This window comes from Clostridia bacterium, assembly GCA_014360065.1.
GTDB lineage: Bacteria > Bacillota > DSM-521 > Neomoorellales > JACIYF01 > JACIYF01.
The window spans coordinates 19,683-37,588 of sequence record JACIYF010000003.1 but is presented as its reverse complement, the minus strand read 5'-3'; the positions used below and the strand labels follow the sequence as shown (position 1 = coordinate 37,588).

The window sequence follows — 17,906 nt, the reverse complement described above, 5'->3', positions numbered from 1 at the left end:
AAGCGCTTACAACTTGAGGTCGGGTCCGGAATGGCTGGAATATTAATGTGCTATAAACAGTTCTAGGCAGAGGTGGTTATCCCTCTTGGTAAATCTCGCCAAGGCCTGTCAGCTAGCCCATTGGCGGGAGCGGGCTACCGCTTGTTTCCAGCGCTGGTAAAGCGCCTCGCGGCTAATGGCATCCATTGCCGGGACAAAGTAACCTTCGCTTCCGGCTCGGGTTCCCGGCAAGGTAGAGAGGGTCCACAAGCCTGAAGCTAGGCCGGCCAAGTAAGCTGCGCCCAAAGCTGTAGTCTCACCGATGGCGGCTCTTTGTACCGGCACTCCCAGGATATCGGCCTGAAATTGCATGAGAAAGTTGTTGGCAGTAGCCCCACCATCGGCCTTAAGAATGTTTAAAGGAGTGCCGGCGTCGGCAACCATGGCTTCGAGAACATCCCGGGTTTGATAAGCAATGGCTTCCAAAGCGGCCCGAGCCAGGTGGGCCCGAGTGCTTCCCCGGGTCAGGCCCACGATAGTGCCTCGGGCCTCCATGTCCCAGTAAGGGGCACCCAAGCCGGTGAAGGCCGGCACCAAATAGACGCCGCCGTTATCCGGCACCGAGGCTGCCAAGGTCTCGCTAGCAGCAGCGGTTTCCAACAGGCCCAGGCTATCCCGGAGCCATTGGATGGCGGCTCCAGCTACAAATATGCTGCCTTCCAGGGCGTAAACGATGCGGGGACGAGCCTGGCCGTTGGGGATACCCCAGGCAACGGTGGTAATCAGCCCGTGCCGGGAGTTGACTGCCTGGCTTCCGGTATTCATTAAAAGGAAACATCCGGTGCCGTAGGTGTTCTTGGCTTGTCCGGAATTAAAGCAACCCTGTCCAAATAAGGCTGCTTGTTGGTCGCCGGCAATTCCGCCGATAGGAATGGGTCCTCCCAGCCAATGGGGGTCAGTTTCCCCGTATAGCTGGGAAGAGAGCCGAACCTCCGGCAAGATTTCAGCGGGGACGCCTAGTTCTTCCAAGAGCAGCTCATCCCATTTCAAGTCATGGATGTTGAACAGGAGGGTGCGGGAAGCATTGGTATAGTCGGTAAGGTGCAAGCGTCCGCCGGTCAGCTTATATACTAACCAAGAGTCAACCGTGCCAAAGGCGATTTCACCCTTCTCGGCCCGCTTTCTTATCTCCGGGTAGGTCTGGAGCAGCCACTGGATTTTGGTACCGGAGAAGTAAGCATCGATGACCAGCCCGGTGCGCTCTTGCACTATTGGCTCTAGGCCCCGGGACTTGAGCTCATGGCACAGAGGAGCGGTTCGGCGGCACTGCCAGACGATGGCATTGTGCACTGGTTGTCCGGTCTTGCGGTCCCAAAGAATGGTAGTCTCCCGCTGGTTGGTTATGCCGATGGCGGCAATATCTTTGGCTGTCAGCCTCGCCTTTTCGAGGGCGGCTCGGGCGCAGGCCAGCTGGCTCTCCCAAATATCATTGGGGTCCTGCTCTACCCAACCCGGCTGAGGAAAATGCTGGGGGAACTCCTGCTGGGCTTGGGCAATGGGTTGGCCAAAGGCGTCAAAAATTATGGCCCGGGAACTAGTAGTGCCCTGGTCCAGGGCCAAGATGAACTCAGGCAAGCTATCCTACCTCCTTAGGCTATTCTTTCTCCAGGCAGGGGCAGGGTAGCGGTGTAAACCTCGGTCACCTCGATGACGCCGACGCCATTGGGGCCAAAGTAGGCATTGTACTTCAGCTCCGGCGCCGAAGCTACGGCGTCAAACAACATCCCCGAGGTTTGGAACCCTAAAAACTTACCTTTCACCTGGTAGGCTTCGCCCTTATCGGTAATGACAGCTACAGCCACCTTACCGTTATCAAGGAGGTTCTTCTTGGTCTTATTGATCATGATGTCAGCAAAGATAAGGTACTGGTTGTCAATGGCGGTGACCGAAAGTACCGGAACCACGTTGGGGTTGCCCTCGGCATCCACGGTAGCCATGAATTTGGGATTCTTCAGATCCTGAAACTTTTGCATTACTACGTCTGGCATCTTAGCCATGATAAACCCTCCTCCGCAAAACATATATTTCTAGCTGAGGCGCTGTTTCTTCTAGTCAGCTGACTCCGACATTGACTTGGATGCGCCCGGCCGACTGGCCTAGCTCTGACCGGGCGATGGCGGCCAGCCTCTCCATGGTTTCGGTGGTTGGCGGCTTAAGGTTGGCCAGGGCGTATTTCTTTCCCAGCTGTCGGTATTTGGCTTCCCCTAGCTGATGAAAGGGAAGCAGATCCCAAACCTGCACTTGCTCAAGCGGCCTCAAAAACCGGGCGATGGCGGCAATGTTTTCCGCTTGGTCGGTATAGCCGGGTACCACTGGGGTACGAATGTAGATGGCTTTGCCGGCGGCGTCCAGGCGCTGAAGATTGGCTAGAATGGGTTCCAAGCTCGCTCCTACCTGTTTGCGGTGCAGTTCGGGATCTATCTGCTTGAGATCAAACAGGACTAGGTCAACCGCAGGGAGCATCTCTTTGAGGGTGCTCCAACTAACCCAGCCACAAGTATCTAAAGCGGTAGGGATGCCCCGCTTTCGGGCCGAAAAGAGCAAAGCTTGGCAGAAGTCAGGTTGCATGGTGGGTTCTCCGCCGGAAAGGGTGATCCCACCGCCCGACTGGACATAGAAGATAACGTCCTTTTCCACCTCGGCCAACAATGCGGCTACGGTGAGGCGGCTGCCCATTAGCTTTCTCGCCTTGGCCGGGCAAGCGTCGGCACAGGTCCCACAGCCGGTGCAGCGGCGGCGGTCAGGGCTAAAGCCGGTGGCCGGGTCGGGGGTAATAGCCTTTTGGGGGCAAACTTCAGCGCAAGCCCCGCAGCCAATACAGCGGACCTGGTAATAGATTAATTCCGGCCTAGTTTCCTGGCCTTCGGGATTGTGGCACCAAAGGCAGCGCAGGGGGCAGCCCTTGAGAAAGACGGTGGTGCGGATGCCGGGACCATCTTCGGTGGAATACTTCTGTATATTGGTCACCAGCCCCGAAACCGCCAATTCGTCTCTATCCATATCTGTTTCTGCTGTTCCCGGATCTGCCACCAGCTGGGCGGTGGTTTCTATGTCTGCCAACCTTTTCCCCTCCCGCTTAAACTGCAGTTCTTCCGAAACGTTCCCCATGCCGGGGCGCTGGCGCCGGCGCAAGATGCTTCGCCAGCGATCCGTATGGCTTCTCCTCACCCTTCGGCGCCCAGCACTCAACTGACTAACCCGACCGGCCTCCCCAGCACTCAGCTACAAAAAGATACCATGGCCCATAGACACTTGCTTTCTAGGCAGGGTAACCCCATTACCAGGTTCGTAAGTTGAGTGCTGGGTCGGCCCCACCTCCGGGCCCGGCCCCGCCAACGGCTCGCGCGACTCGCCCAAAGTCGCCTTACGCCAGCATCTCCGCATTTTGATACTTCTTTCGTAGGCACCTAAACCGCATGGGCGGTGCGGGCAATAATCTCATCCTGCATGGCTCGCCCCAGGGTAACGAAATAAGCATTGTAACCGGTGACCCGAACCAAGAGGTTTTGGTAGTTTTCGGGATTCTGCTGGGCGTCAATCAGGGTTTCCCGGTCGATCAGATTGAGCTGGATGGAGGTTCCGCCCAGCTGACCGTAGGCTTTCAGCAGCGCTCCCAACTTGGCCAACTGCTCTTCGGTTTGTAGCATGGCTGGGTTGAAAGTAATGGTATAGGAGACTCCGCGCGGTTGAGCATCAAATCCCAAGTGGGTAACCGACTTGATGGCGGCGGTGGGTCCGTTTACGTCCCGGCCCTGGGCGGGGGCTACAGCGTTGGACAGGGGCTCACCGTTTTTACGGCCATCGGGGGTGGCAGCGGTGGTTGCTCCCATGCCCACAAAATAATTCCAGGAGAGGTAACCGCCCATGTAGCGACGGCCGGTAATGGGGGAGACATGCTTTTGTACCTCATGTCCCCAGAAACGAGATATTTCCCGAGCGATATCATCAACATAGGGGTCATCATTGCCCATCTTGGGAGCGCGATTCAAAAGCAGCTGCCGTAGCGCTTCTTTGCCTTCGAAGTTAGCCTTGAGCGCTTCTACTAGCTCCTCCATAGTCAGCCGTTTTTCGTCATATACCAGTTTCTTCACTGCCGCTACCGAGTCGGCTGCGGTAGCGATGCCTACGCCTTCCACGGTAATGAAGTTGTATTTGGCTCCTCCGGCCCGGACGTCGCGGCCTTTTTCTAGACAACCGCCAATGGTGGCGGAAAGATAGGGGACGGGAACGTAAGTAGCTCGTAAGCCGTCCCAGGTGGAGGCTACCTCTAAGGTTTGCTGGATGATGGCCTGAAGCTGAGCCTTGTACGCGGCGAAAAACTGATCAAAGCTAGCGAAGCTAGCAGGATCCCCAGTGGCGGGGCCGATCTGTTCGCCGGTGAGCAGGCAGCGGCCATTGTTGAGAACCAGCTCTACCGCTTTGGCAATGTTAATGTTGACATCAACGGTGCCGGAGAGGTCGTTGCCAGCAGACGTGTTCTCGATGCAGCCTACTACCCCATAGTCAACCGCTTCTTCGGGCGAAATCCCTTCCTTCTCCAAGCCCAGGATGCTGGGCTCATCAAAGTTGAGCAGGAAGGGTGATCCCTGGGCTTGGTGGATGGCCTTGAGGATGCGCTTAAACAAGAGATCAGGAGTTCCCTGGTGTATTCGGAAGGTGCACTTGGGCTCTAGTAAGTTCATTTCCATGATTACTTCCAGCATCAAGTAGGTGAGGTCGTTGGTGAGGTCTACCCCGCCGGGTCCCATACCGCCTAAGGTTATTAGCTGGCCATAGCCAGAGTTGATGCCCTGCTTGCCGTGGGCGGGCTGGCGATCATAGGCATAGTTGTGCTTGATGAAGAAGCATTGTAGGATTTCTTTAGCTTGGTCGCGGGTAATTCGACCCTCGGCTAGGTCCCGCGCATAAAACGGGTAAAGGTATTGGTCAAAGCGGCCATACGACAAGCCAGCTCCGTGGTAACCCTCGGCAATCATGTCAATCATGTGGATGAACCAACAGGCCTGAACCGCCTCATAAAAAGTCTGGGGTGGCTCATAGGGCACCCGGTCGCAGATGGCGGCAATGGTCTGAAGCTCCTTTTGACGGACTGGATCGGCTTTGCCGATGGCCTCTGCCTGCCGGCGGGCCTCGGCGGCATAGCGGGCAGTAAATTCCTTGACTGCTTCACAGGAGATGATGATGGCTTGATAGAAAGCTTTTTTCTCAGGGTCCCTGGTCTCCTGCAATAAGCGTCTAGCTTCGGCTTCAACTCCCTTAAAGCCAATGGACAAAAGCCGCTTGAAGTCCTGGATGATGTGGCAGCCCACTGCTCCGCAGTTGGAGATGCCGAGGTTGATCAGGCGTTCGGTCTTGGCGCAGTATTCTTGGTAGACGGCTTCAAAGGCTTGGGTTTCTTCCTGGTTGAGGCAGGTGGACATGGCGGTATTGAAGCGGCCGCCGACAATTAGCTCTCCCTCCAAAATATCCACCGGGATCTGGCGAAGCACCGCCTGGGTAAATAAAGCCCGGCGCACGATCAGGGGCTCTTTGAAGAAATTGGCCGGCAGATCTACCGGTTGGGCTAGAGCCAAGAGGGAGTCCGCTATCCCGCTCATGAAGGGGACCATCTCTGGAACTACATAGTCTTCGTAGTTGCGATATACCCGGTCCCAAGGAGCTCCAGTAGTGTAAGCTAGAACCGTATTCTTAAATTCTCGGTGGGGGTAGCTAAAGTATTCATCGCGCAGCTTCTTGACCCGGGGAGAAAGATTTTCCGATGGCGACCAAAGCTTTACTTTACAGCCTTCCTCCATTTTCTTTGCCTCCTCCCAAAAGCATATTTCCAGCTGGCCCGCTGTTCCTCCGCTCCGTAATCCTGCGCGGAGCCACCTAAAGCTCCAGCTCAGGTTCCGGCAGGCTACCCGGCCAATCGGACTTCCATGTCCGTGGCCGGCTCCCCCAGCACTCAACTGCCGGCAGACCACAGCACTCTAATTAACCTGCTGCCTGCCCAAGGCGGACCTCATGCCTGGATTCGTGAGTTGAGTGCTGGGTCTGACCTGCCTCCACCCTCGCCGTCGCTAAGGTGGCTTAGCCGCTCGGCTTAATGTCGCTTCCGGACCAGCGCCCCAGCATCCCCTACGTGCCTTTTCATGCCTGCTTGTGCAGCTACTCCCATAAGGCACTGCCTTAGAATAGCAACCCAGGAATTAAGTAAGCCCTTACCAGAGCGCCCTAGGTTTTGGGTTGGCGCTTAGTAAGGGCTGTCTCAGCCTTCTCCCAGCCCGGCCTTGGTCAAGTTATCGATGCTAAAGGTCGGAAAACTCCACGCTATTATAATTAAACAAATGTGCCCGCATTCCTGCTAGAAAATAAGAAAAGTTTTTTATCGGTTCTTTCGCCTAGCATCTCAAGTACGAAGTTTGGGCGCTGGCGAACTATGCTTCCTGGCACCCTCGTTGGCTGGGAGTCTCCGCTGGCCCGCCTCCACCCTTGCTGTCACCAAGGTAGCCTGGCCGTTTGGCAGCGAGGGTGGAAGGGTAGTGGCGGGCCGGCAATATTCAGGATATAATGGTCCTGGCCGGGCTTGACAAGCTGATGCTAGCCTGGAATGCTAGCCTGGTTAGGGCGGGTAGGCAGGGGGCAAACATGACCACGGAGAGCTGGCCGTCAAGGTCAACCCAGAAACCAAGCCTAGAAGAATTGGTAGGTCCCTTTCCACTCATCGCTGCGGTGCGGCGGCTAGAAGACCTACCGGAGGTGGTAAGCCATCCTCGCCTGCGCACCATCTTCCTACTTAGCGGCGACTTAATGTCGCTACCGGCAGCCATTGAGAGCGTCCACCGGCGGCGTAAGTTCATCCTGGTGCACTTGGATCTAATTGAGGGCCTGGGTAAGGATGCGGCAGGAGTCAGGTACTTAGCCCGCTTGGGTGCTGACGGCCTCATTACCACCCGGGCTAATTTAGTCGAGGCAGGAAAGTCGGAAAACCTGCTCAGCATAATCCGACTATTCCTGGTAGATACTGATGCTATTCGGACTGGGGTGCGCATGGCCCGGTCCTGCCACCCGGACGCGGTGGAGATATTGCCGGGGGTGCTCCCGCCCCGGATTATTGCCCAAATATGCCAGTCGCTTAAGCTTCCCATCATTACCGGAGGACTGATCCGAAAGCCTCAAGAAGCCAGGGATGCGCTGGCAGCTGGAGCTTTGGCGGTCAGTACTAGCTACCGGGCAGTTTGGAATTATACTGGCGACTAATGGGGTGGGGTTGCAGGCAGGATTCTCGGCCCGGGTGGCGTATGTCTATTCTTGTATCTATATCTTGTATCTATAAAGTTGATAGTTAGGGCTGGAGAAGGCGAGAAGTCCTACGAGCCGGCGCTGTAGGGGCGCAGGCCAGTAGGGCTTTTCTTTTTGGCAGGCACTAAAGGTGAATGGGAGCATCAAAGGGTGAGCAGGTAGTGATTGAAAGCCAGGACCGACGAGTAATAATCATCGGGGGTGGGGCCACCGGATCGCTTTTGCTCTGGGAATTGTCCCGGCGAGGGGTTGCCGCTAGCCTTTTGGAGCAGGAAGAATTGGCCTTTGGGGCCACCGGCCGATGCCATGGGCTTCTCCACAGCGGAGCCCGCTATGCTGTCACCGATCCGGCTGCTGCTCAGGAATGCTGGCGGGAGAATCAAATTTTGCGCCGCCTGGCCAGCTTTGCCGTTGATCCCACTGGGGGCTGGTTTGTGTCGCTGGCCCAAGATGACCCTGATTATGTCCAGGAGTGGCTGGAAGGCTGTCGCCACCTTGGTATTCCAGTCCGCTCCATCGCTTTAGCTGAAGCTCGGGAACAGGAACCGCTCTTAAGTCCAGAAGTGACGGCTGTTTATCAGGTGCCGGACGGGGCCATCGATCCCTTTTTGTGGGTGCGGGAGGTGGTAGCCGAAGCCCTGGCCCGGGGGGCTGAGTACTATCCCCACACCCGAGTGGAAGCCATAGAGGTGGTTGAGGGTCGAGCGGCGGGGGTATGGGCAACCAACACCAGGACCGGGGAAAAACAGTATTTGCCCGGTTGGGCCATAATCAATGCGGCCGGCGCTTGGGCGGCCCAGGTAGCCCAGCTAGCTAATTGTAAGGTACCCCTGGCTCTTTCCAAAGGCACCCTTTTGGTATTTGGCCGCCGATTAGTGCAGCGGGCTCTCAATCGACTGCGACCCCCAGGGGACGGAGATATATTGTTGCCCCACCGTACGGCATCGATTCTCGGCACCACCGCTTTAGCGGTGGAGCAGCCCAGTGCTTTTGAGGCTACGTCCACCGAGATTGAGCAGCTGCTTCAGCTGGGACGGGAGCTGATACCAGCGCTCGATCGGGAACGCCTGATCAGAGCCTTTTCGGGGGTTAGGCCCCTATGTGCTCCGGCAGCGGAGGCAGGTGCTGGGCAGCCGGTTGGCGGCGGGGCTGGCGGCAGCGGTAATAGCAGCTGTAAAGGCAACGCTAAATCGGGGCGGGCCATAAGCCGGGATTTTCATATCATCGATCACGGGCAACAAGAAGGGCTATGGGGATTCTATTCGGTAGTAGGTGGGAAGCTGATAACTGCCCGGCTAATGGCGGAGAAGGCTGCTGACTTAATAATGTTCGGCTCCGGCGCGAAGGAAGCAAGAAAGGTTATAATGGGAAAGTCTTATGGGCTTGAGGCTAAGCTGACAGGGGCAAAGCTGGAGCCAGCCCGGGAGCTAGGCCTGATATGCGAATGCGAAGGGGTTTCCAAAGAAATGCTCCTTAGCGCTGCTGGCCATCCATCCCAGGGAAGCGGGCAGGGCAAAGCTGTTAGTCTAGTGAAAATCCGGCACTTGACCCGCCTAGGCATGGGCAGTTGTCAGGGCTTTTGGTGCGGGTACCGGGCGGCAGGAGAGCTGGTGGCAGCGGGACTGCTTTCGCCCCTGGAGGGGCGGCTGCAGCTGAGGGAGTTCTGGGAAGAGCGGCTTCGGGGCATGCAGCCGGTCGCGCGGGGGACTCAGTTGCTCCAGGCGGAGCTGTTGAGGTTGGGGGCCAAAGGCCTGCTGGAGACCAGGTCGGCTTGGGAGTCTGCGCTTCCTGGCCCAGCGAAGCCGGCGGAGCCGGCCGCTGCAAGGGAAACCTTCAAGCCCAACTACTGGAAGCGATTTGATGTCTTGGTAATAGGGGCCGGGTTGGCCGGGCTGGTGGCAGCCCTGGCGGCTGCCCGGCGGGGCGTACGGGTGGCCGTTTTGGCCCAAGGGTGGGGTTTGCTGGAACTTTCCTCGGGTGCCATTACGGCTGGGCCGCCGGGCAGCCGCCCCAATCTGGAAGAGCTAGCTCACCTGCTGAGATTAACACCGGAGCAAGTCCTGGAAGCCTTGGCGTTTTTGCGGGAAGAGCTTTTGGCGGCAGGCTTGCCTTATTGGGTCGGCCAGGAAGGAACTCCCCATGGGATGATTGACGCCTGGGGCAATAGGGTACCGGTATGGGGGGCTCCGGAGAGCTTATTGGTGCCACCGGAGCTAGGCAATCCTACCCGGTTTCCGATCATCACTTGGGAAGAGTTGCAAGGCTTTTACCCAGCGTTGATGGCTCAGCCGGACTGGGATGGCCGATTGGACCTGGTGCGCTTAAAACTAAAAGACTTAGGCGTTGGGGTCCAGGGTTGGTCGACCGTCCAACTGGCCCGGTATTTCGAGAATGAGTTTTCCGAGAACCCTTCCTGCTTGTTAAGGTTAGGCCGCCAGATCCGCCAGGCCCTCATGAGCAAGGGGTCAGTCGCCCGTCGAGGAGACGCCCTCGGTTTCCCGGCGGTCCTGGGTTTGGGAAAGAGTAGCTCGATCATAGGGCAGCTGGAAGCGTTGCTGGGCTGCCGAGTGGTGGAAATACCTACGCTGCCGCCGTCGGTGTCGGGTTTGCGGGTGGCTCAGGCCTTGCGGCAACGTGCCCGGGAACTGGGAATAACCCTGGTGCTTGGCTTTCCGGTGGTAGCTCAAAGGGTAGGGAACAGGTGGCAAGCGGCAGTCACTGGCATTGGTGCCCCATATGGGGCCGAAGGCCGGAGCTTAATCCTGGCAACTGGCGGGCTGGTAGGCGGAGGTGCGGAGGTTAACCGGGCCGGCGGCCTTCGGGATACAGTTTTAGCTCAAGAGAACCCAAGTTGGATAAACTTTAATTTCTGGCCGGCGGGCAGGGCGGCCGTGGGTACGGGAATCGATCTCACCCAGCGGTGGTGGGGAAATGCGGTGGCGGTCATAACTGGCTACTGGGCCGGCCTGCAAGCCGCCGCTGGGAAAAGATAAAAGGGGCCAAAGCTTACTAGGTAAGTAAGTAAGTAGGTAGGTAGGTGGGCGTCATGGCAACAGGCCAGCAAGTTCCAAGCTGGGGCGAAGAACATGGGCTAGCTCGGGCTTCTTGGTCTCTTGAGGCATGCCTGCGCTGCGCCATCTGCCTAGATGCTTGCCCGGTTTATGGTATAGACCCCACCTTTCCTGGTCCCAAGTCGCTGGTGGCCTGGTGGCGACGACATCCTTCCTATCAGGTGCCGCCCTACTCGGCGTTGGCGGGTTGCAACGGTTGCCGGCGCTGCCAAATCGCTTGCCCGGCTGGAGTACCAGTAGCGGATCTGATCCAGTCCTGGAGGCCTAAAGCTAAGCTCCCTAGTCTTATGCTATCTTTGCGCAAGTGGTTTTTGGCTCGGGGGTCATCGTGGGGGCGATGGGCGGCGCTGCTGGCCAGGGTCGTTAACTGGCTAGGGCGGCGCCACCTGGTCCGGAAGGCCTTGGCTTGGGGGCTAGGAATAAGCCCCGACCAGCCTTTACCCCGGTTTAGCTCCCGCCCGGAAACTACCTTTGGGTGGGTTAGGGTAGCTGCCGCTCAACCGGCTTCGGCCGGACCTGAACCTGGCCACCTTGACCGGCCCGGCCAGCTAAGTAGCTTCACCCCAACATTACCGCAAGTAGTGGCGGTCTTTCTGGGTTGCTTCTATCGCTACTGCCGACCTCAAGCCTTCCAGGCCTTAAAAAGACTTCTTAGTGGATGGGGATGCCAGCTTTATCTGTTGGATTCAGCCTGCTGTGGCCTCCCGGCTCTGGCCAACGGAGACAGCCGGCAAGCGACCCGGTGGGCCGGAAGTAACCTGCGCCACTTTGAGCAGCTGCTGACTCTGCTACCGTCTCCATCTCTGGGCAGGGCATTGCATCCGGACCTGCCGGTCTTGGCTTTATGCCCCAGCTGTGCCCTAGTGCTAAAGGAGGTTTATCCTAGCCTGGTTCCGGGACCTGCTGCTTTTAGCCTAAGCCGGTCGGTGGTCGACGCCTGCCAGTTTGTCTTGGAGAATTCCGTAACCGGCGGTCAGCGGTCGCCCCGGCCGCCGGGGTTGCCGGTGGCCTATCACCTGCCTTGCCACCTGGCCGCCCAGGGCATTGGAGCTCCTGGACTTGAGCTACTGCGCCGGGTGGTCGGCCTCAATATTGTACCGCTAGCGGATAGCTGCTGTGGGGCGGCGGGGACCTATGCCCTGAAGCAAGAACGCTATCCGGCTAGCCGGCGCATCGCCCGCTCCTTGGTTGAATCCTTGGCTGCCAGCAATGCCCGTCTGGTAGCCACCGAGTGCGGGATGTGCCAAGTTCAGCTTTGGGGCCACACCGGCATATCTGCCGTCCACCCCATCGAGCTCCTAAAGCAAAGTGAAGGAAAACTAGAGCCAACGCCGAATCTCTATGGCAACTAACTTGATGGGGGGACGTCTTGGCCATGCAATGGAGCGCCAGCCTTGCCACCGGTGTAGACCTAATTGACCAGCAGCACCAGGAATTGATCAAGCGGATCAACCAGCTGCTTGAGGCATGTAACCAAGGTAAAGGCAAAGAAGTAGTGGAAGAAATGCTCAACTTCCTGGAAGACTATGTAAAAACCCATTTCCGCGCTGAGGAGAAACTTCAACAAGACCATCATTACCCTGAGTACCCAACCCACAAGCAGTTACACGATCAGTTTATCCAGGACATCGGCAATCTCAAGCAGCAGTTTGAGAGTGAAGGGGCTACCCTAAGGTTGGTGGTGGTTATCAACCGTAAGGTGGTGGACTGGTTAACCCAGCATATCATGGGGGCGGATAAAGCTCTGGCTGCCTTTCTAAGAGAAGGTAGATCCAGCTAGCGGTGGCCGGCGCTTTGCCGGCCTATATTTTGTAAAACCATCCTATGTAAGATGTACTCAATCGGGGCTGCCATAAGGGCTAAGGTAGCTGCCTGGGCCAAGGAAACGTTGGTTCTGGGCCACAGCTTGGCCGTTCCCCAGATTATGCTGGTCATGCCGGGAAAGCCAAGGTTGAGTGAAGGCAGGTTGCCCAATTTAGGCACGATCACTAGGTCAGCTACCGCTCCTACCAAGGTCAGGACTGTGGCAGTAGCCAGGATGGGTGGGGCCGACGGGTAGAGGGTGGGGCGCAAACTCTTTCCCAGTGCCAAAACTGATCCGAACCCGAGCAGCTTCAAAACCACATTTTTGGCCGTAAGCGGCAGCAACATTTAGTGGGCTCACCCCTTTTCTTACCCAAGTTTCTCGTTTTCTTAACTTACCAGCGTTAGTATCGCCTTGGCGCGTTAACCTTAACCGGGCTTTGGGAAACTATTTTGGGCTTAATGGTGTAATGATTACTGGGGAAACGCCTTAGTGGGGAGGGATTATGTCAGGTGGAAAGCATCACCGTTTCCGGACTGCGTAAGAGCTATGGCCCAGTCCGGGCCGTAGACGGGGTAGACTTTGCGGTGGAAAGCGGGGAAATTTTCGGCATGCTGGGACCAAACGGCGCCGGCAAGACCACCACTGTGGAGATCCTAGTAGGTTTAAGGGAGCGGGACGCCGGCGAGGTCCTGGTATTGGGGAAAGATCCTGGCCGCGAGCCACAAGCGGTAAAGTCGCGCATTGGCGTGCAGTTGCAAGTGCGAGGGATGTACCCCCGCCTTACTGTCCTCGAGACTTTAAAGCTCTTTTCCAGCTTTTATCCTCGGAAAATCTCGCTACCAGAAATACTTGAACGGGTAGGATTGGCGGATAAAGCTCGCGTCCAAACTAAAGCCCTGTCCGGTGGGCAGCTGCAACGCCTGGCAGTGGGGCTGGCGATGGTCAGCGGCGGTGATATCTTGTTCTTAGATGAACCCACCACTGGTCTGGACCCGCAAGCGCGCCACACCCTTTGGGACGCCATCCTGGATCTTAAGCGCCAAGGCAAGACCGTCTTTCTCACCACCCATTTCATGGATGAGGCGGAGCATCTATGCGACCGGGTGCTGGTCATTGACCATGGCCGGGTATTGGCCTGTGGATCGCCGTCCGAGCTGATTGATGAGAATTTTCGAGAGCAAGCCATCGAGTTTACCAATTCTCCGGCTACTGATGGAGATGAGTTCCAGCACTTGCCAGGGGTAAATCGGGTACAGGTGGAGGGCGACCAGGTTACCCTGTACAGTACTGATGTGGCTGGTACCATCGCCGCCCTGATGGCCTATGCAACTAGGAAAAAAGAAGCCACCGGTCAAAGCCCCATCGATCATGTGGTGGTCAGGCGGGCTACCCTGGAGGACGTATTTTTAAAGCTTACAGGCAGGAGGATCCGGGAATGAAGACTTTCGCCGAGCTGTTTGTGGCTAATGTCAAAGAATTGGTCCGGGACCGGATGGCTATCTTTTGGTTCCTGGTGTTCCCGGTTATATTCATTCTCATCTTCGGAGCGGTTTTTGCCAACGAGGGATCCAGCAGCTTTGACGTTGGGTTGGTGGCTGAGTCCCAAGACCCGGTTGCTGAGCAGATATCCCGCGCCCTGGGGTCAATTGCTTCGTTTAAGATTCACCAAGGAACCAGGGACCAGGAGCTCAATGCTTTGACCAAGGGGGACCGGCGGGCGGTAATCGTTATACCCGAGGAAGTGGGGCCGGCGGTGACCTCCGGCCAGCCGGTGCAGATACCCGTATATTACGATGCCAGCCAGCAGGCTTCGGGGCAAGTACTCGTGCCAGTAATCGCGCAAGTTTTGGATGGCATCGAGAGAGGCATCACCCATCGCCCCCAGATCTTTAGGGTTCAGTCCCAAGCAGTCCAACCCAAGGAACTAAGGACCATTGATTACCTCCTCCCGGGCATCCTGGCTATGGCTCTTATGCAGCTAGGTATTTTTGGGGCCTTACACCTAGTCAGCTTGCGGGAACAGAAAATCTTAAAGAGCCTGGGAGCAACCCCGCTGCCTCGGTGGACGCTCCTAGGTGCGGAGATCAGTGTACGGTTCCTCATGGCTTTAGTGCAGACTCTAACCATAGTGGTTATTGGTTATCTGGTCTTCCATGTTACCGTCATTGGCAGTTGGCTCAAGGTCCTCGGGATCGTAGTGCTGGGCGCGGCTACCTTTGTAAGCCTGGGATATCTGTTGGTGTCGCTGTGCAAGACTGAGGAAAGCGCGGTGGGGCTGGCCAACGTGGTGCAGTTCCCCATGATGTTTCTCTCCGGCATCTTTTTCCCAGTAGAATTCATGCCGGCGTTCCTAAAGCCAGTGCTAAAGGCCATGCCCCTCACCTACCTGGGCGATGCCCTGCGCCAGGTCATGGTGGAAGCTACGCCTCTGTACTCTTTGCCCACCGACCTTTTGGTTCTGGTGGCCTGGGCGGTGGCCACCTTAGTGGTAGCGGTTCGGTTTTGGAAATGGGAATAAAATTTCGACAGCGATCGCTACAGAAATTTCCATTTCCGCCGACATTCGCATATCCGCAAACTTATCCACAGCCAGAGGCCCGAAAAGGGCACTTATGAACAAGGTTATCCACAGAATCCCAAGCCCCGTTAATCCACTTTGTCGAATTGCGCTAGGGTCTTTCGACGGCGAATAGCACCGGCCCTCCTCATGGAATGCTAGAGGAGGGTCATCTCATTCTCTCCGTGCTGTTCCATGCGGCCAGGCGCCGTAACCGAGCAATGAAAAACCAAACGGGGGCTGCGCGAACGGTTGAGGGCTGGACGGAGCGGAGGGCGAGGAAACTTTTGGGAAAAAGGGGCTGGTTGGGATTGGATGAGGGTAACAAGGGGAAATACATAATCGCAGCCTTGCTATGGTTGGCGGTGGCTAGTCTTTCGGTCTTCAGCCTACAGGGGTGTGGTAGCCAGCCAGCCGCTCGCCAGCCAGAGGCCGGGCTTAAGTCCATTCTGTGGGTAGGTACCACTGCCACCCATCCACCATTCACTTATCGGGATGCGAAAACCGGCGAGCTCACTGGTTTCGACCTACAACTGATCCGGGCTATAGCTCAAGCGGAAGGCATGGAAGTTAAAGTCAAAGTTTTGGATCAAGAAGGCTTATGGGCAGCCCTCAAAGCTGGAACCATCGATGCAGCCATTGGCGCCCTTTCTCCTACCGAGGGGCTTACCAAAGAGGTTGACTTTTCAGATGCCTATCTGACAGTTAGGCTGGCCCTTTGTGCGCCCCGAGGCGCCACCATCAAAGCCTTAGGGGATTTGGCAGGAAAAAAGGTGGGAGTGGTAGGGCCGACTGCTCAGTTGGCAAAGGAGAAGCAACTGAAGGGCTTGCCTAATAACGCTCAGCTCCAACCCTATCCCAGCCTGGATAAAGCCTGGGAAGATCTGCTATCGGGTAAAATCCAAGCACTGCTCGGAGACCGGCCATCGCTGGTATACATCCTGGATCGCCATCCTCAGGCGGGATTGGTGCTGGCTGGCTTGGAGCTGACAAAAAGCGGATTGCGAGCCGACTCGACGGCGGACTCCGCCAAGGAGAGCTCAGAGATACCGCTGGCCATAGCCATAGGGAAAGACGACGAATTCCTAAGGGCCAAGATCAACCACGGCTTGAGGCAAGTGAAGTTAACCGGTTGGTTCGACCTATTCTACTCCCAGCACTTTGTTCCCCGCTAAGCCCAATTAGAGTTGAGTGTAACTTGCCCACAACCCCAAAACTGCGGCTGTTGCCACAGGGGTTTGGGCGATTCGCTAACCCTTTACCTAGGTCTGGCATACAATGGCAGTGAAGCCTGGGAAGGGTTGGGGGACACAGGTGCATAGAGGCAGAGAGCTAATCGACCAAGTCTATAATGGTGATTTCCAATGGGCCCAGGAGGCGGAACCCAATTTTCCCGATGGCTGGCTCCGGGTCGGAGGCGATGCCGCTACCACTTGGGAGTGGGTTGGCACCCCATCTGGGCCGCGTTCCGTGGTCATCGTCCACCCGTCGGGTCCGCCGGCAGGAGTGCTGCAGGAGCGAGAGGTAGCGGTACCGGCTGGCCAAATCCAGCGTTGGAAAGTTCAGGTCCAACTCCAGGCTGACCCGCCGGGCAGCGAATGCTATTTGCGGGTATACATGGGTACGGCGGCTGGCTATCTGACCACGCAGATCGAATTCCTGCTAAGACCAGGTCTTGAGCCGGAGACCTTTACTCGGGTTTTTACTACCGCCAGCGGTACCGCCTCTTTCTGGCTAGAGGTAGGGATAGTTGGGCCGGGCCGGATCAGTATTCAAGCAATCAAGGCCTATCGCCTTTACCCCGTCCGGGCGCTGCGCTTGGATGAGAAGGGTCGAGTCTTCGTCCGCCATGTGGACACGGTGGGGGAGATCTTAAAGCCGGTGCGGTTGGCCGGGCCCCTGCCCATAACCGTTCAGGCCACGGTTGCTGCGGACATTCGCGACCTTAGCCCCCTTCGCGATGGGGTGCGGGTGTATGGCAGCAGCCCTTCACCGCTGGCTACTACTACAGAAGGCTTAGCTCAGGTCCAAGTGGCCCAGCGGGCTTATGCTGAATTTAGGGAAGAAGTCACAGCCACACCAACATGGGCCTTTACTGCTGATCGCGATGTTTCTACCCTTCGGGTCTACTCCTATGCCGTCCTGAATACCGGCGCTGCCACTGCTTCGGTTAGGATGCAGATTAGCCCCGATGGTCTTAACTGGGTGGATGATACGCCGGAACAACCAATACTGGCAGGAAAGCTTCTGGTTCTTGCTCCTCGCTTCTTTCTTCGCTATGCCCGCCTGGCTTACCAGGCCATAACCACCACTTCCCTAGTAATATGGTTTCAGTCCCAGGCCTAAATCTTTGCAGTTGGATAAGCACCTCGCTTCTATTTCTTTCATAACCTGGATAGAGAACGGGATACAAGGAAAGGCCAACCAGAAAGGAGGGAGAAGCAAAATGCCTAACAATGTTGTGTTCAACATCGAGCCGGAAAAGCTACGCACCCAAATCTTTGGCAACCAAGGAGCTGCCTTAGCCCAGACTACCGACGGGCTTCTGCAAATTGCCAGCATTTCGGAAGCGGTTACCGTCGTTGCTACCAGCCTAGACATCCGGGCCCTGACCCTTACTGATCATGTAATGGTTTATGGCAATCAAGGCGCGGCCTTGGCGCAGACCAGCGACGGCCTGCTCCAGGTGGCCAGCATTTCTGATGTCGTAAGCGTAACCGCTAGCAATCTAGACATCCGGGACCTGACTCTTTCTGACCACGTACGGGTATATGGTTCGGCCGATTCGCCGCTGGCCCAGGATGCCAACAACAACCTGCAGACCAATCTGCAGGCTCGGGCCTTTACCGAGTTGAGTTGGCTCAACGTTGCCACCAGCACTGACTACTCATTTGTGCCAGCTCAAGACACGTCGCAAATGAGCAAATACACCTTTGCCGTTTATAACAGCGGCACCCAGGATGCTACCATCCGCATTGAAGCCAGTCCGGATGCCAATATTTGGTATATCGATACCGCAGCTCAGACCCTGGCGGCTGGCACCATCGAAGCCTATGTGGCCCGGGTGTTCATGAAGTATACCCGGATTGCCTATGCTGCTCCGGCCGCCACTACGCTGGACATCTTCTACAACGCGCAAGTCTAGGCG

Annotated in this window: 14 protein-coding genes; 9 read left to right on the top strand and 5 right to left on the bottom strand. The window is 56.9% G+C overall.

The window, feature by feature from the left end; all coding sequences use genetic code 11:
* Positions 1–108 precede the first annotated feature (108 nt).
* From glpK to H5U02_01235, 4 genes are all read right to left on the bottom strand, one after another.
* Positions 109–1,614 carry a glycerol kinase GlpK gene (gene glpK / locus H5U02_01250; protein MBC7341076.1) on the bottom strand — a complete coding sequence of 502 codons (1,506 nt, stop codon included), beginning with the start codon at positions 1,612–1,614 and terminating at the stop codon, positions 109–111.
* Between the two features lie 14 nt (positions 1,615–1,628).
* Complete coding sequence (locus H5U02_01245) at positions 1,629–2,036, bottom strand: pyridoxamine 5'-phosphate oxidase family protein (protein ID MBC7341075.1); 408 nt, start codon at positions 2,034–2,036, stop codon at positions 1,629–1,631.
* Positions 2,037–2,091: 55 nt separating this feature from the next.
* Positions 2,092–3,207 carry a glycyl-radical enzyme activating protein gene (locus H5U02_01240; protein MBC7341074.1) on the bottom strand — a complete coding sequence of 372 codons (1,116 nt, stop codon included), beginning with the start codon at positions 3,205–3,207 and terminating at the stop codon, positions 2,092–2,094.
* A gap of 239 nt (positions 3,208–3,446) precedes the next feature.
* A complete protein-coding gene (locus H5U02_01235; protein MBC7341073.1) occupies positions 3,447–5,834 on the bottom strand; it encodes a formate C-acetyltransferase/glycerol dehydratase family glycyl radical enzyme in 2,388 nt (795 codons plus the stop codon).
* Between the two features lie 835 nt (positions 5,835–6,669).
* Here H5U02_01235 and H5U02_01230 point away from each other — a divergent pair.
* The 4 genes from H5U02_01230 (at position 6,670) to H5U02_01215 (ending at position 12,174) form a co-directional block, all read left to right on the top strand.
* The gene (locus H5U02_01230; protein ID MBC7341072.1) at positions 6,670–7,281 is read left to right on the top strand and encodes a glycerol-3-phosphate responsive antiterminator; all 612 of its coding nucleotides are present in this window, start codon (positions 6,670–6,672) and stop codon (positions 7,279–7,281) included.
* A gap of 176 nt (positions 7,282–7,457) precedes the next feature.
* Positions 7,458–10,316 (top strand): FAD-dependent oxidoreductase, encoded by a 2,859-nt coding sequence (locus H5U02_01225; protein ID MBC7341071.1) that lies wholly within the window; start codon positions 7,458–7,460, stop codon positions 10,314–10,316.
* A gap of 53 nt (positions 10,317–10,369) precedes the next feature.
* Positions 10,370–11,746, top strand: coding sequence for an anaerobic glycerol-3-phosphate dehydrogenase subunit C (locus tag H5U02_01220; GenBank protein MBC7341070.1), 1,377 nt, complete (start codon positions 10,370–10,372; stop codon positions 11,744–11,746).
* Between the two features lie 17 nt (positions 11,747–11,763).
* Complete coding sequence (locus tag H5U02_01215) at positions 11,764–12,174, top strand: hemerythrin family protein (GenBank protein ID MBC7341069.1); 411 nt, start codon at positions 11,764–11,766, stop codon at positions 12,172–12,174.
* Here H5U02_01215 and H5U02_01210 read toward each other — a convergent pair.
* Positions 12,171–12,545, bottom strand: coding sequence for a DUF2512 family protein (locus H5U02_01210; GenBank protein MBC7341068.1), 375 nt, complete (start codon positions 12,543–12,545; stop codon positions 12,171–12,173). The genes H5U02_01215 and H5U02_01210 overlap by 4 nt on opposite strands.
* Before the next feature lie 165 nt (positions 12,546–12,710).
* Here H5U02_01210 and H5U02_01205 point away from each other — a divergent pair, with 165 nt between their 5' ends.
* The 5 genes from H5U02_01205 to H5U02_01185 all read left to right on the top strand — a co-directional run bounded on the left by H5U02_01205 (position 12,711) and on the right by H5U02_01185 (position 17,903).
* The gene (locus H5U02_01205) at positions 12,711–13,640 is read left to right on the top strand and encodes an ABC transporter ATP-binding protein (GenBank protein ID MBC7341067.1); all 930 of its coding nucleotides are present in this window, start codon (positions 12,711–12,713) and stop codon (positions 13,638–13,640) included.
* Positions 13,637–14,719 (top strand): ABC transporter permease, encoded by a 1,083-nt coding sequence (locus tag H5U02_01200; protein ID MBC7341066.1) that lies wholly within the window; start codon positions 13,637–13,639, stop codon positions 14,717–14,719. Before H5U02_01205 ends, H5U02_01200 begins: the two co-directional genes overlap by 4 nt.
* 350 nt (positions 14,720–15,069) lie before the next feature.
* A complete protein-coding gene (locus tag H5U02_01195) occupies positions 15,070–15,933 on the top strand; it encodes a transporter substrate-binding domain-containing protein (GenBank protein MBC7341065.1) in 864 nt (287 codons plus the stop codon).
* Between the two features lie 139 nt (positions 15,934–16,072).
* Positions 16,073–17,104 (top strand): hypothetical protein, encoded by a 1,032-nt coding sequence (locus H5U02_01190; GenBank protein ID MBC7341064.1) that lies wholly within the window; start codon positions 16,073–16,075, stop codon positions 17,102–17,104.
* Positions 17,105–17,204: 100 nt separating this feature from the next.
* Positions 17,205–17,903 carry a hypothetical protein gene (locus H5U02_01185; GenBank protein ID MBC7341063.1) on the top strand — a complete coding sequence of 233 codons (699 nt, stop codon included), beginning with the start codon at positions 17,205–17,207 and terminating at the stop codon, positions 17,901–17,903.
* Positions 17,904–17,906 lie beyond the last annotated feature (3 nt).